General features: G+C 64.8%; 12 protein-coding genes. 7 read left to right on the forward strand and 5 right to left on the reverse strand.

The window, feature by feature from the left end; genetic code table 11:
* Positions 1 to 64 precede the first annotated feature (64 nt).
* On the forward strand, positions 65 to 772 hold the full coding sequence (locus CCR82_RS07760; RefSeq protein ID WP_201244813.1) for a LysE family translocator: 708 nt from the start codon (positions 65 to 67) through the stop codon (positions 770 to 772).
* A gap of 72 nt (positions 773 to 844) precedes the next feature.
* On the forward strand, positions 845 to 3,016 hold the full coding sequence (katG, locus tag CCR82_RS07765; protein ID WP_201244814.1) for a catalase/peroxidase HPI: 2,172 nt from the start codon (positions 845 to 847) through the stop codon (positions 3,014 to 3,016).
* A 43-nt stretch (positions 3,017 to 3,059) separates the two neighbouring features.
* On the opposite strand, the gene modC is transcribed toward katG, so the two are convergent.
* From modC to modA, 3 genes are all read right to left on the reverse strand, one after another.
* On the reverse strand, positions 3,060 to 4,166 hold the full coding sequence (gene modC, locus CCR82_RS07770) for a molybdenum ABC transporter ATP-binding protein (RefSeq protein ID WP_201244852.1): 1,107 nt from the start codon (positions 4,164 to 4,166) through the stop codon (positions 3,060 to 3,062).
* Positions 4,167 to 4,234: 68 nt separating this feature from the next.
* A complete protein-coding gene (gene modB, locus CCR82_RS07775) occupies positions 4,235 to 4,912 on the reverse strand; it encodes a molybdate ABC transporter permease subunit (RefSeq protein ID WP_201244815.1) in 678 nt (225 codons plus the stop codon).
* A gap of 107 nt (positions 4,913 to 5,019) precedes the next feature.
* On the reverse strand, positions 5,020 to 5,772 hold the full coding sequence (gene modA, locus CCR82_RS07780; protein WP_201244816.1) for a molybdate ABC transporter substrate-binding protein: 753 nt from the start codon (positions 5,770 to 5,772) through the stop codon (positions 5,020 to 5,022).
* Positions 5,773 to 6,023: 251 nt separating this feature from the next.
* On the opposite strand from modA, the gene CCR82_RS07785 reads away from it, so the two are divergent.
* Both CCR82_RS07785 and modD read left to right on the forward strand, forming a co-directional pair.
* Positions 6,024 to 6,452 carry a TOBE domain-containing protein gene (locus CCR82_RS07785; protein ID WP_201244817.1) on the forward strand — a complete coding sequence of 143 codons (429 nt, stop codon included), beginning with the start codon at positions 6,024 to 6,026 and terminating at the stop codon, positions 6,450 to 6,452.
* Between the two features lie 159 nt (positions 6,453 to 6,611).
* The gene (gene modD, locus CCR82_RS07790; protein WP_201244818.1) at positions 6,612 to 7,460 is read left to right on the forward strand and encodes a ModD protein; all 849 of its coding nucleotides are present in this window, start codon (positions 6,612 to 6,614) and stop codon (positions 7,458 to 7,460) included.
* Positions 7,461 to 7,469: 9 nt separating this feature from the next.
* Here the strand turns inward: modD and CCR82_RS07795 are convergent, their stop codons facing one another.
* Both CCR82_RS07795 and modE read right to left on the reverse strand, forming a co-directional pair.
* Positions 7,470 to 8,093 carry a methyltransferase domain-containing protein gene (locus CCR82_RS07795; RefSeq protein WP_201244853.1) on the reverse strand — a complete coding sequence of 208 codons (624 nt, stop codon included), beginning with the start codon at positions 8,091 to 8,093 and terminating at the stop codon, positions 7,470 to 7,472.
* 35 nt (positions 8,094 to 8,128) lie between these two features.
* Entirely contained in the window at positions 8,129 to 8,971 is an 843-nt protein-coding gene (modE, locus tag CCR82_RS07800; protein ID WP_201244819.1) for a molybdenum-dependent transcriptional regulator ModE, read from the reverse strand.
* A gap of 108 nt (positions 8,972 to 9,079) precedes the next feature.
* Here modE and CCR82_RS07805 point away from each other — a divergent pair, with 108 nt between their 5' ends.
* The 3 genes from CCR82_RS07805 (at position 9,080) to CCR82_RS07815 (ending at position 14,636) form a co-directional block, all read left to right on the forward strand.
* Complete coding sequence (locus CCR82_RS07805; protein ID WP_201244820.1) at positions 9,080 to 10,693, forward strand: NADH-quinone oxidoreductase subunit L; 1,614 nt, start codon at positions 9,080 to 9,082, stop codon at positions 10,691 to 10,693.
* An 85-nt stretch (positions 10,694 to 10,778) separates the two neighbouring features.
* A complete protein-coding gene (locus CCR82_RS07810; RefSeq protein WP_242513333.1) occupies positions 10,779 to 13,505 on the forward strand; it encodes a YbcC family protein in 2,727 nt (908 codons plus the stop codon).
* A gap of 141 nt (positions 13,506 to 13,646) precedes the next feature.
* Complete coding sequence (locus CCR82_RS07815) at positions 13,647 to 14,636, forward strand: PDC sensor domain-containing protein (RefSeq protein ID WP_201244821.1); 990 nt, start codon at positions 13,647 to 13,649, stop codon at positions 14,634 to 14,636.
* Positions 14,637 to 14,942 lie beyond the last annotated feature (306 nt).

The following is a 14,942-nucleotide window of genomic DNA, read 5'->3' on the forward strand; positions in this document are numbered from 1 at the left end:
TCAGGCGGGTCACCGCCGCGTATCGGCGGCCGATGACTCAACCAGCCGCTCATTCCGTGATTCCATGAGCCCCACAACCTGGCTCTCACTCGCCCTCCTCTGCCTGCTCGGCGCGATGACGCCGGGGCCGAGCCTCGCTGTGGTGCTCGGCAGCCTGATGCGCGGTGGCCGCGCGGCTGGGCTCGCGGCAGCCCTCGCCCATGGGCTCGCCGTCGTTCTCTACGCCCTGCTCACCGTCGCCGGCCTGGCCGCGGTGGTGGCCTCCTCGGCACTGCTGTTCGCCCTGTTGCAGCTGGCCGCGGCCGGCTACTTGGGCTACCTGGCCTTCGACGCCCTGCGCGGTCGCGAGCGCGTGCCTCAGATCGATGAGCGCGCAACGTCACTCAGTGGCCGTGGATCAGCCGCACGCGACGGCTTCCTGATCGCCTTCCTCAATCCGAAACTCGCGATATTCATGCTGGCGCTGTTCGCACCCTTCACCAGTCCCGATCAGGATCTCGTGGCGAAGGCAGTGCTGGTATTGACCATTGGCGGCATCGATGCGCTCTGGTATGCCGCTGTCGTGCTGGTGGTCGTGCAGGCGGGGCTGCTGCCGTTGCTCGCGCGCCATGCCGGACTCATCGATCGCCTATTCGGTGGACTTCTTTTGGCACTGGCCATCATCGTTGCCAGCCAATCAGGCGCTACTCGGCTGGCCTACGATCTCGTCATAGGTTGCGCCGATGACAGTGTGACAATCAAACGATTAGCCGCCGCAGTCAGCGCGCCGTAGCCTGACGCTTGCGCATTACTCGTACCCAAGATAAGCGACGCTCAGTCGACACACCCACGAACGGAGGCAACGATGGAAACGCATCAGCCAACGCACTCAGGCCAATGCCCAGTCATGCACGGCGCCAATACGACCGCCGGCACCTCTAATATGGACTGGTGGCCAAAGGCCCTAAACCTCGACATCCTCCATCAGCACGACCGCAAGACCGATCCGATGGGCGAGGCCTTCGACTACCGCGAAGCGCTCAAACAACTCGACGTCGAAGCCCTCAAGCAAGACCTGCGCGCCTTCATGACCGACAGCCAAGACTGGTGGCCGGCGGATTGGGGCCACTACGGCGGCCTGATGATCCGCATGGCCTGGCACGCCGCCGGCAGCTACCGCATCGCCGATGGCCGTGGCGGCGGCGGTACCGGCAATCAGCGCTTTGCCCCGCTCAACAGTTGGCCCGACAACGTCAACCTCGACAAGGCACGCCGGCTGCTCTGGCCGATCAAGAAAAAGTACGGCAACCAGATCAGCTGGGCCGATCTGATCATCCTCGCCGGCACCATCGCCTATGAATCCATGGGTCTAAAGACCTTCGGTTTTGGCTTCGGCCGCGATGACATCTGGCATCCGGAGAAAGACACCTACTGGGGGTCCGAAAAGGAATGGCTGGCGACCAGCGACAATCCAGACAGCCGTTACTCCGGCGAGCGTGAACTCGAGAACCCCCTCGCTGCCGTCATGATGGGCCTCATCTACGTCAATCCCGAGGGCGTCGACGGCCAACCCGACCCCCTGAAGACCGCTCACGACGTCCGCGAGACCTTCGCCCGCATGGCGATGAACGACGAAGAGACCGTCGCCCTCACCGCCGGCGGCCATACCGTCGGCAAATGCCACGGCAACGGTGATGTGGAGCTGTTGGGGTCAGACCCCGAAGGCGCCGCGCTCGAGGATCAGGGCCTAGGTTGGATCAACAAGACCAAGCGCGGCATCGGTCGCGACACCGTCGGCAGCGGCATCGAAGGCGCTTGGACGAGCCACCCAACCCAATGGGACAACGGCTATTTCAAGATGCTGCTCGACCATGAGTGGGAACTCAAGAAAAGCCCAGCCGGCGCCTGGCAATGGGAACCGGTCGACATCAAGGAAGAAGATAAGCCAGTCGATGTCGAAGACCCGTCGCTCCGCTACAACCCGATCATGACCGACGCCGACATGGCGATGAAGATGGACCCGGCCTATCGGAAGATCTCGGAGCGCTTCTACAAGGACCCGGATGATCTGGCGGAAGTCTTCGCCCGTGCCTGGTTCAAACTCACCCACCGCGACATGGGCCCCAAGGCACGCTACATCGGCCCCGATGTGCCCAACGAAGACCTGATCTGGCAGGATCCCATTCCCGCCGGCCGCACCGACTATGACATCAACGCGGTCAAGGCCAAGATCGCCGCCAGCGGTCTTAGCGTCAGCGAGCTCGTCGCCACCGCCTGGGACAGCGCGCGCACCTTTCGGGGCTCCGACATGCGCGGTGGCGCCAATGGCGCACGCATCCGTCTAGCCCCGCAGAAGGATTGGGCGGGTAATGAGCCCGCGCGGCTGGCAAAGGTACTGGGCGCGCTCGAGGGCATCGCCACCGAGAGCGGGGCCAGCGTTGCCGATACCCTCGTGCTGGCCGGCAGTGTCGGCATCGAGCAGGCCGCCAAGGCGGCCGGGATCGACATCGAGGTTCCCTTCACGCCGGGTCGCGGCGACGCCACCGACGCCATGACCGACGCCGAGTCGTTCGAACCGTTGGAGCCGATCCACGACGGTTATCGCAACTGGCTGAAAAAGGACTACGCCGTGACCCCCGAAGAGCTGATGCTCGATCGCACCCAACTGATGGGCCTCACCGCCCCCGAGATGACCGTGCTCGTCGGCGGCCTGCGCGTGCTCGGCACCAACCACGGTGGCACCAAGCACGGTGTCTTCACCGAGCGCGAAGGCGTGCTGAGCAACGACTTCTTCGTCAACCTCACCGATATGGCCTATCGCTGGGAGCCGGCCGGCGACGGGCTCTACGAGATCCGTGAGCGCAAGACCGACGAGGCCAAATGGACCGCGACGCGCGTCGATCTGGTGTTCGGCTCCAACGCCATCCTGCGCGCCTATGCGGAGGTTTATGCACAGGATGATAACCAGGGAAAGTTCGTGTGCGATTTCGTCACCGCCTGGACCAAGGTCATGAACGCGGATCGCTTCGATCGCTAGCGAATCGGCACGGCAACCGGGCGCTATGATACGCAGGCTAGGATTAGAGCAAAGCCACTGCTTTGATCTGCGCATAGACCGATTGCTCGGGCTCCAGCCCGAGCAGCTCGGCCGAACGACGAGTGACCCGCGCCAACACCGTGGAGCCGCTGACCTCGAGCTTGACCAGCCGCAGTGCCGGATGGCTGTCGTCGCCGAGAGAGAGCACCTTCGCCGGCAGCGTGTTTTGGATGCTGCTCTCATGGCTCGGCTCGCGGGTGAGGCTGACATCGCGCGCGAGGATGCGCAGGCGCACATGCGCCCCGATCTCGGCGCCGGTGTCGCGGGTCCAGAGGCTCGCGCCGCAGCAGGCCACGCGCAGCAGATGCCAGCGCGCATCGCGCTCGGCGACCCGACCATCGAGGACCACGCCGGCATCCTCACCGAGGCGGATCGGCAGATCGAGCCGTGACAACGTTTCGTTGAGCGGTCCGCTCGCCAGTACCCGACCGGCGTCCATCACCAGGATGTGATCGGCCAGGCGCGCGACCTCGTCCGGGGAGTGGCTGACATAGATGACCGGGATGTCGAGTTCATCGTGCAAGCGCTCGAGGTACGGCAGGATCTCCTGCTTGCGCTTCAGATCCAGCGCCGCCAGCGGCTCGTCCATCAGCAACATGCGCGGGTCGACCGCGAGCGCCCGCGCCATGCCGACGCGCTGGCGTTCACCGCCGGAGAGCGCCGCGGGTCTGCGCGCCAGCAGATGACCGATACCGAGCAGTTCGATCGCCTGCTCGAGGCTGAACGTGGCCTGACCCGTCTCTGGCCCCTGCTCCTTCGCCCTGCCCTTTGGCTGGCTGCGCCGTTGCCCATAGCGCAGATTCCCGAGCACCGTCAGATGCGGAAACAGGCTCGCTTCCTGGAACACATAGCCGATCGGTCGCCGATGGGTCGGCACCCAAGTCTTGGCATCCTGCCAGACCTCGCCATCGACGCTGAGGTATCCCTGCGCGGCGCGCTCCAGACCGGCGATGCAGCGCAGCAACGTGGTCTTGCCGGAACCAGAATGGCCGAACAGTGCGGTGACGCCGCGCGCCGGAAACCGCTCATCCAAGGCCAGCGTGAAGCCCGGCCAGTCGACCCGGAAACGCGCCTCGATCTGCGGCAGCATGCCGGTTTGGGCGCCAGCGGCCGTGGTTGCTGTGGTTCTCGTTGGTGGAGTCGTTGCTTCCATCTCGTTCACCGCTTCTTCCCCCCTGGATTCCAGACATACAGGATCAACAGCACCAGAAAGGAGAACACCAGCATGACCGCCGCGAGCCGGTGGGCGTTGGCGTATTCCAGCGCCTCGACGTAATCGTAGATCTGCACCGAGGCGACCCGGGTCACCCCTGGGATGTTGCCGCCGATCATCAGCACCACGCCGAACTCGCCGACGGTGTGGGCAAAGGTCAGGATGCCCGCTGTGATCAGGCCCGGCAGCGACAGCGGCAGGGCGACGCTGAAGAAGCGATCCAGCGGTGAGGCGCGCAGCGTTGCGGCCGCCTCCAGCGGGCGGTCGCCGATGGCCTCGAAGGCGTTCTGCACCGGCTGCACCATGAACGGAAAGGAGTAGAACACCGAGGCCACCACCAGCCCCCAGAAGGTGAACGGCAGGAGCCCGATGCCGAGGCGCTCGGTCAGCTGCCCCACCGGCCCATTCGGCCCCATCGCCACCAGCAGGTAAAAGCCCAGCACCGAGGGCGGCAGCACCAGCGGCAGCGCGACCACGGCGCCGATCGGCCCTTTCCAGCGCGAACGGGTCCGCGCCAGCCACCAGGCGACCGGCGTGCCGACCGCGAACAGGATCAGCGTGGTGACCGTGGCCACGCGCAGCGTCAGCCAGATGGCCTCAAGATCGGTTTCAGTGAGCCACATGAACGCACTCCTTGAGGCGAAACGCCGCCCCACCGAGCCCAATCAGACCACCCAGGCTGCCGATGAGACCACCGGCGGCGAATCCATAGGCACCGCGATGCTGCATCTCACTCGGTCTCGTAGCCGAAAGCGTGGATGATCGCCTCGGCCTTCTCGCCCTGCAGATAGGCGAACAGCTCGGTCACCGCCAGGTTGTCCTTGCCGCGGTTCAAAATCACCGCATCCTGGCTGATCGGTGCGTGCATGTCGCTGGGCACGATCCAGCCTGAACCCTTGCTGATTTCACCGTCCTTCATCACCTGTGACAGGGCCACGAAGCCGATGTCGGCATTGCCGGTATCGACGAACTGATAGGTCTGGGCGATATTCTCGCCCCTCACCAGCTTGGGCTCGATGGCGGCCTTTTGGCCAAGCGCCTCTAGGGTCTCGACGGCGGCTTCGCCATAGGGCGCCAGCTTGGGATTGGCGATCGAGAGCTTGTTGAAGTCACCAGATTCCAACAGCGCCGGGCCGTCCTCGACCTTCTCGGTATCAGCGGACCAGAGCACCAGGGTGCCAATCGCATAGGTGAAGCGCGAGCTAGGCACACCAACGCCCTCCCCTTCCAGCAGCTCCGGGCGCTTCTGATCGGCCGCAAGCAGAGCCTCGAACGGGGCGCCATTCTTGATCTGGGCATAGAGCTTGCCCGTGGAGCCGTAGGAGATCTTGACGGTATGGTCGGTGTCTTGCTCGAAGCTTGCGATGATCGCCTTCATCGGCGCGGTGAAATTGGCGGCGACGGCGATCTGGGCCTTCTCGGCAGCAGCGCTACCAACGCCCATCAGGCAGAAGGCGGCGAGAACGGGACGAATCGGTTGCATCGGACGGACTCCTGAAGCTCGTTGAAAAAAGGGTCGGCTGCCAGCGTTGGATCGGTGCCGATCTCGCGGGGGATTGCGATATCGCAATATATCAAGGCGCATAACGCTGGGCAGCCCCTCATCTGGTATGCAGCATGCATGCCGAGTTTCTGTCGTGCCTATCTGCCAAGCGGGCGCACGTTGCTCGAGGCACCAGCACAGCACGACAGGCCCGCCACAATCAAAAATCGACACTTTGATGAGGAAACAGCATGAAAATCAGCGCCCGTAATCAGTTCCATGGCAAGGTCGCAAAGGTCGCCCTAGGTGCCGTTAACGCGGAGGTCTTGGTGACACTGCCCGGTGGCCAGCAGATCGTTGCCATCGTCACCAACGAGAGCGTCAAGTCACTCAATCTAAAGGCTGGATCGGATGTCATCGCGCTGATCAAAGCCTCGTCCGTGCTCGTGATGACCGACGATGCGGGCATTCGCCTCTCGGCTCGAAACAGCCTCAAAGGCAAGGTGACGGCCTTGGAAAAGGGGCCGATCCACGCCGAGGTCAGCATCGGCCTGGCATCCGGCGACAGCGTGCATGCAACCATCACCCATGCCGCCTGCGATGCCCTTGGATTGGCGGAAGGTGTCGATGCAACTGCCGTGATCAAGGCACCGCAGGTCATCCTCGGCATGCCAACTTAAACGTGCCTTACCCGAAGCGCAATATGCACTAGGATATAGCGCGACTCGATGAGCGGGGCCACCCCTTGCACAATGACGGTGCACCCCGCATGACGGTGCACCTCGCCATGACAGCCCTCGCTGTCCTCTTCTCTCAACCCAACCGAATCGATGTTGACCATGCCTAGCTTCAACCCGCCGGTGCTCAGTGACCACGCGCTACAACAACTTCTGGCCGAAGATGTCCCCTTTGGCGACCTGACCAGCGAATCGCTCGCCATCACCGCCAAGCCGGGCGGCATTCGTTTCTTCGCCCGCGATCCGATGACCGTCTGCGGCGTCGAGGAAGCCGTGCGGCTATTCCAACTTTGCGGTGCCGAAGCCGAAGCGCGCGTTGCCTCCGGCGCCGAGGCCGCGCCAGAAACGCTGCTGCTGGAGGCGCAGGGCAGCGCCGGCGCGCTGCATCAAGGCTGGAAGACGGCGCAGACGTTGATGGAATGGTGTGGTGGCATCGCCAGCAGCGCCGCCGCCATCGTCGCCGCCGCGCGTCGCGGTGATCCGAACGCGATGGTCGCCGGCACGCGCAAGAATGTGCCCGGCAACCGCCGGCTCGCGGTCAAGGCGTTCAAGGCCGGCGGTGCGGTGATGCACCGCAACGGCCTTTCGGAGACGCTGTTGATCTTCGCCGAGCATCGGCTGTTCCTCGGCGATGAGCCGCCGGGGGAAACGCTAGCCCGGCTCCGCCGGCAGTGTCCGGAGAAGCGGGTCGTGGTCGAGGTGGCGACACCCGAAGAGGCGCTGATCTGGGCCGAGACGGACGTGCTGCAGTTGGAGAAGTTCACCGCCGAGCAGGTGGCCGAGACGGTCGCGGCGCTCACCGCGCGTGGCTCGCAGGCGGTGGTGGGCGCCGCCGGTGGCATCAACGCCAAGAACGCCGAAGACTACGCCCGCGCCGGTGCGCGGCTGCTGGTGACCACGGCACCGCACCTGGCGCCGCCGCGCGATGTGCAGGTGCGGTTCTGCAACTAGAACGCTGTTTTAGGTTTTTAGGAACAGCCTGTTCACAGGCCTGGCCACGGCGATGCAAAACGCCCGACTGCCGTGGCGCGCCAAGCTGGTGAATTCCTCCAGCTCCAGGCCGGCGGCGTCGATCTGGGCTCTGAGTTCAGGCTCGTAAGTGACGCGCCCGAACTCGATGCTCGTCATCCGCTTCAGCATCGGCTTGAGGAGCTCCATCCAGCGGTCGGGTCGCAATTGAATGGTCTGGGTCAAGTAGAGGCGTCCGTCCTCGCTCAACAGTGCCGCACAATGCCGCAGCGCCTGCTCCGGCTCGGGCAGCAGCATGAAGCTTGCGGAGAAGTACACGGCATCGTAAGGCCCGTCTTGGTGATCGTAGACCGATTCGAGACGGACCTCGGCGCGATTGGCCAGTGATGAGTCCTGTAGCCTTCGCCGGGCGCGCTTGACGTAATCGGCATCGATATCGACGCCGGTCACGCGCAGCCCCTTGCGCGTGACCAGATCGGCGTTCGCCAGCAGGGCTCCGGCGGTGCCGATGCCGACGTCCAGCATCGCGGCGCCCTCGGGCAGGCGCTTGAGCACCTCCTGGTACCACTGGGAGGTGAGTTTGAGGATCAGGGCGTCGTAGATGTAGCTGCGAATCATGGGCTCGAAGTAAACAGTTGCTGCGCTGGCGATTAGTCGCTCACGCCGATGATCACGCTGGCCGGCTCGAACAGCGCGCAGGCCGATGTGTGTTCACCGATGCCGAGTGGCTCCAGACGCTCGACATCGATCAAGCCACGCACGGTGATACCGGCTTCAAGCGCGATCACTACCTCGGCCGGGCCATCGCTGCGGGTGATGCGCTGCACCTGTCCACAGAGCCGATTGAGACCAGGCTCGGAGATGCCGCTCGGGGGGGCGGGCTCGATGCGTACCGCCACGGCCTTGATCAGCGCCCAGACATGGCGCCCAGGCTTCAGCCCAAGACACTCGACACTCTCATTGGTCACGCCAGCGCGGAGCCGCGCGCCACCCTGGATCGCGATCTCGACCTCGGCATCGACCGGGCGGGCGGTGACTGAGGCGATCTGGCCGATGAACTGATTGCGGGCGCTGGTGCGCAGTGCCAACCGTTGCAGCATCGCCACCCCGGCCTCGCGATCGCCCAATGTCGCATTCACGCTGTCCAGAAAGCGCCGGTACTCGGCTGAGAGGGTGCGATAGGCCGCGATCAGGCGATGACCTTCGTCGGTGAGTCGTGCCCCACCCCCACCCCGCCCGCCCGTCGCGGTCGCGACCACCGGCATTGGCGCCAGATTATTCATCGCGTCGACCGCATCCCAGGCGGCCTTGTAGCTGATGCCCGCCGCCTTGGCGGCTTGGGTGATCGAGCCGCGCTCGCCGATCTGCTCGAGCAGCCCAATCCGCGCCTCGCCCAGGAAGGCGACCTCGCCGACGCTGAGCCAGAGTTCACCGCCCACGTTGACCGCTGTCGCCTGCGATCGCTCTTGGTCGGATGTCGATGACTTATCCATCGATAATCGTGATGTATTTTATCGAAACCATAGATTTTTTATTTCCCGATCTCACCGCTAGGTTAAGCCTGCACCGACAACCAAAGGGCCCCGGCCCAGGAGGAGCAGATGTCATCAACACTCGTCACCACCGCCGCCGTCGCGGCACCGCTCGGGCTCTGGCTCACGGCCATGGTGCCGAGCGCAGTGGCCAATCGACACGGCGCGCCGATAGCCCGGGCGGCCAACGGCGCGGCCTGGCTGGCCTTTGCGTTCGCCGTCCTTAGCCTGATCGGCCATGGCTTCGGCCCCCCGGAAACGGTCACCTTCTTATCCATTGGCCTGCCCTTTGGCATGGGCGATTTTGCCATTGGCGTGTTGGTCAATGGTGTCACGGTCATCATGCTCACGCTGGTCGCACTGGTCGGCGCCATCGTCTCGACCTACTCGCGCAACTATATGGCAGGCGAGGCACGCGAGGGGCACTTCCATAAGTGGATGCTGATGACGCTGGCCTCGATCCTAACGCTGATCGTCTCCAGCAACCTGCTGATGTTCGCGTTGGCCTGGATGGCGACTAGCCTCTGCCTGCACCGGTTGCTGGTGTTCTATCCGGAACGCCCGGCCGCACTGATGGCGGCGCACAAGAAGTTCGTGTTCAGTCGCATCGGCGATGCCAGCCTGCTCATCGCCGTATTGCTGATCGGCTCGACCCTGCACACGCTCGACTTCCAGAGCGTCTATGCCGCGATGGACGCCCTCGAGGAGCCGTTGCCGACAGCGCTACACTGGGCCGCTTGGCTGGTGGTGATCAGTGCGGCGCTCAAGTGCGCCCAATTCCCGTTCCATGGCTGGATTCTGCAGGTGATGGAGGCACCGACGCCGGTCTCGGCACTGCTGCACGCGGGTATCGTCAATGCGGGCGCCTTCCTGGTGATCCGCATGAGCCCGATCATGTCAGCCTCGGGCTCGGCACTGGATGGGCTGGCCATCATCGGCCTGACCACCCTGGCGATCGCCTCGCTGGTGATGTTGACCCAGACCAGCATCAAGGTCTCGCTGGCCTGGTCGACCTCGGCGCAGATGGGCTTCATGCTGCTCGAGGCGGGTCTTGGACTCTATAGCCTGGCCCTGCTGCATCTGGTCGCCCACTCGCTCTATAAGGCGCATGCGTTCCTGGCCTCTGGCAGCAGCGTCGACGGCTTTCGAGCCCCAGCGTTGCGGTTCAACGCCGGCGCGCCACAGGTCTGGCACTGGCTGGTCGCCTTCCAAGGCGCCCTGTTGATGGCGCTGGTTACCGGCTTCGCGTTCGGCATCGATCCGAGCCATCAACCGGCGCTGATCGTCACTGGGGCGATCGTCGCCATCGCCGTCGCTCAGCTGCTGTTGCAGTCCTTGGTGCTGGAGGACAACGCCAAGCTGCTCCTGCGCGCGACCGCGATCGGCGCCTTCGTCTGCGTCGCCTACTTCGGACTGCATACCGCCTTCGAGCATGCGATCGCCCGCAGCATCACTCCGGTCGAGGCTGGCTTCAACGCCTTCGATCTCGGCCTCAGCCTCGCGGTAATCGCGGTCTTTGTTGGCCTGATTACGCTGCAGCACCTGTTCACTCGGCTACAGGGGCCAATGCGCCAGGCCATCCAGATGCATCTCTACAACGGCCTCTATGTCGACATCCTGGTGACCCGCTTGATCACCCGTCTCTGGCCCATCCGCCGTGAGCCGGCATCTGTGCCGGCCTGACACCAACCGGCAAGTCCGCGCGCCGCTTCAGCCTCAGCGCGGACCTACCCAGACCTGCAAGTCCAAACCCCGAGGAGCACCACCGATGAATATGCAAGATAGCCACATCGACGCCCCGACCCTCGAGCACCAGCCGGTGCAGGCTGAGTCTGATCGCGGCGCATCCATAGCGATAGCGCCCGCCAGCCCGCCCGAACCGGTGCCCGCACCGCTCCCCGAGCAGATCGATGCGGCCTGTAATCGCATCGCACCGGTCTGGCCGCTGGATCGGTTCGTGGCCGTCAACCCGTTCCACGGGCTGCGCGATCAGCGCTTCGAGCAGGCCGCAGAGACCCTGCGGCGCATCGCCGGCGCGCGGATGTACATGCCACGCAGCTACTACCGAGCGCAGATCGAGACCGGGCGCATCACCGATGCCGACCTCAGCCAGGCCGCAGCACGCTGCGGGAGCAATCGCAGTGCCAGCGACCTGCGTCAAGCGGCAGCGGTTGATGCGCAAGCCCCCTCGGCGCGCGTGCCGCTGCTGACCTCGGTACTCGATGAGCTCGATGCCGACGACTGGTCGAGCTTCGTGGTCGAGCGCATCAGCCATCATTGCGCGGCCTACTTCGACATGGGCCAGGCGACCTGGAAACGACCCTGGACCGGGATGTCGCTCTATGCCTCCTGGCGTCGTTTCGCCGCGCTGGACTTCAGCACGACGATGATGGGCCAAGACGGCATGCGAGCCCGCGTCAAAGCACTACCGGAGTCACCGCGCGACGGCATCGAGTCGGCCATCCGCCGCCTCGGCATCCCAACCGACGCGGCACTGGACTACATGCATGCGGCGCTGATGGACATCGGCGGCTGGGCCGCCTGGACCCGCTTGATGCGCTGGGAACAGGAGCTGTCCGGCGGCGAGGACGAGACCATCGTTGAGCTACTCGCGATCCGCCTCGCCTGGGACGTGCTGATCTACGAGCACAAGGCCAGCCCGGAGCTGACCACGCGTTGGCGCGAGGTCTGCAAGCGCCTGAGCCGGGGCAAGCCGGCCACCAAGCCCACGCCCGAGCCGCAGGAGATCGAGCACATCCTGCTCACCGCGTTCGAGCTCAGCTATCAGCGCCAACTGATGGCGAACCTGGACCAAGCCAGAGCGAGCGAGCCGGATGAGGTTGGCGCACAACGCCCGGTGGTACAGGCCGCTTTCTGCATCGACGTGCGCTCCGAGGTGATGCGCCGCTCGTTCGAGACCATCTGCCCGAAGGCCCAAACACTCGGCTTCGCCGGCTTCTTCGGGGTGCCGATTGAGCATGTGCCCTTCGGCGCGGTCGAGCCGCGCTCGCACATGCCGGTGCTGCTGACGCCCAAGTATCGGGTCTGCTCCGAGGTGCAGGGGGTCGAGCAGGATGCGGCCGAGCAGGCCTTGGAGACTCAGCGTCGGCGCACCGGGATCAGCAAGTCCTGGAAGGCGTTCAAGATGGGGGCTTCGTCCTGCTTCTCGTTCGTCGAGGCCGCCGGGCTGTTGCTCTATGGGCCCAAGATCATCGCCGACAGCTTCGGCTGGGGTCGGCCGGTGGCGGCGCCCGATGATCTGCACCTGGCTCGGGAGGACGAGTCGCGAGTGGGGCCGAGCTTGGATGCGCCGAGCCATGGTGCCTGCTCGGCGCAGCGGTCCGCCGAATACCGCGATGTCGTTGGCGATCAACGAGCGCACGGCCACAGCCACGCGCATGCTAATGAGCAAAGCAAGATCGATGGCAGTGCATCTGGCACAGCTCAAGATGGCGCTCACCACAGGTGGACCATCGGCATCCCGGCCGCCGAGCGCGTCGATCTGGCCGAGGGCATCCTGCGCGCGATGTCGATGACCGATCACTTCGCCCGCCTGGTGCTCCTGGTCGGCCATGGCAGCACCGTGGTCAACAATCCGCACGCGACCGGCCTCGACTGCGGTGCCTGCGGCGGCATGACCGGCGAGGCCAGCGCCCGCATCGGCGCGGCCCTGCTCAATGATCCCAAGGTCCGCCAAGGCGTCGCCGAGCGTGGCATCCGCATTCCCGACGACACCTGGTTCATCGGCGCCCTGCACGACACCTGCGTCGACGAGATCCGCCTCTACGACACCGAGGTGCTACCCGGCGCGTATGCCGAGGAGCTGGCACAGCTGCGTAGCTGGCTGCAGCAGGCCGGTGAGCTGACCCGGCTGTCGCGCTCGGCGCTGCTCGGGCTCGAGCATCGCTCGCGGCAGGCGATCACCGCCAACATCCGCCAGCGCAGCCGCGACTGGTCGCAAGTGCGCCCGGAATGGGGCCTGGCCGGCTGCGCGGCCTTCATCGCCGCGCCGCGCAAGCGCACCCGGGGGCTTGATCTCGGCGGTCGGACCTTCCTGCACGACTACGATTGGACCGCCGATAGCGGCTTCGGCGTGCTCGAGCTGATCATGACCGCACCCATGGTGGTCGCGGGCTGGATCAACCTGCAGTACTACGGCTCGACCACCGACAACCGGCGCTTCGGCAGCGGCAACAAGGTGTTGCACAACGTGGTCGGCGGCGCGATCGGGGTGCTCGAAGGCAATGCCGGTGATTTGCGCGTCGGGCTGCCGATGCAGTCATTGCACGACGGCAAGCGCTGGGTCCATGAGCCGATGCGCCTGAGCGTCTACCTGCAGGCGCCGCAGGCACCGATCGACGATATCATCGCCAAGCACCAGCTAGTGCGCGAGATGCTCGACAATGACTGGATGCACCTGTTCCGAATGGATGACGAGGGCGGTATCCAGCAACGCATCCCACAGGAGGGCTGGCAGGCGGTGCCGAGTCACTGAGCGGGCTTGTCGCTCATGCAAGACAACGGAAATCCCAAGGCCGATGGTTGCTGCCCGCAGCTGCACTGGCCAAGGATGGCCAGCACGGTATTCATCCCAACCCGAGCGCGTTTCGCGTCGCAACCAGATGAGAGCAAGACCATGAGCGAGGCCCTACAAACCGCCATTGCCCGCCAGCGCATGCTCCTGCACGCGCGGCTATCGGACGCCCTGTCCCGGCTCGAGACCGCCTGCCGTGAGGCATGGGGCGATCGCAGCGCATTGGAGCAGTGGTTGACCTCAGCGATGGAGTCGCTGCCGTACTGCAAGTATCTCTACCTGCTGGACCACGAGGCCCGGCAGATCACCGCCAACATCTCGCGCGACGGCCTGCTGCCGGAGCACTTCGGCCGTGATCGGGCGGCCCGCCCCTACATGGCCGATGCCATCGCCGGTACCCCGTTCACGCTGTCATCGGCCTATCTCAGCCGCAACAACCGGCGCCCGTCGCTGACCGCGGTGCAACGGCTCACGCGCGAGGACGGCACGCTGCTCGGCTACCTCGGCGCCGACTTCGACCTGCGCGACTTGCCGCTGACGCGCGAGCTGTGCCGCCAATCAGACCAGTGGCTGCAGCTCAAGGGCGATCCGGCGATCCGCGGCGCGCTGTTCTATCAGCAACGGGTCGACAGCCTGATGGACGGGCGCATCGACGAGATCTTGGACCTGATCGCCGAGCTGATCCGCTCTCACGGTGTCTTCCACGGCAAGCTCCATTTCTCAAGCTCGCGCGCGACGCTCTGGCTGCTGGATGATCCATACCATTTTCGGGTCCTCGACTACGAGGACCTGAGCGATCCAGCCATCTGCCTAGCCTATCCGCAGCGCGCCTACCCGGTCGAGGCAGCGATCCCGGCCGATCGCGTCAAGGCCGTGTTCAATCAGTTCCGCGAGCTGCGTTACATGGACGAGAACATCTATCTGCGCTCAGGCTCGCTGAACATCATGAACGGGCTGGTCGCGCTCAACTTCTCCTGCGACGGCTCACACTACATGCGCTGGGACGAGTTTCTCGACAAGCGAATGGATTTCTGGCTTGGCTCGGCGGCACCACCCTGCAGCGAGAGCGAGAAACCCAAACCCGCAGATTGACCACGTGTCGCCCCGGATAGCCGACAAGCGCAGGCGCTACAGCGATCAAGAACGGTAGCGCGATAGACAGACTGCTGATCAGCAGCCGGTTGGTGCCCTCTTGATGCGTTCAGACCATGAAGCGACGCCCGAGTAGACCGCGGCGCCGCTCAGAACGCACGCGGACCGGAGCAAATTGAAAGTGATCCTCAGCTGTCGCCGCATCCAAGTACAGATCCATCGGCACATAGTCCCAGCCGCGCCGGCGCTCGAACCGGTATAACCGCTTGCTGAGCTCGGGGCGACATTGCAAGCGCCTCGGAGTCT

This window comes from Halochromatium salexigens (assembly GCF_016653295.1).
In the GTDB taxonomy this organism is placed as follows: domain Bacteria; phylum Pseudomonadota; class Gammaproteobacteria; order Chromatiales; family Chromatiaceae; genus Lamprobacter; species Lamprobacter salexigens.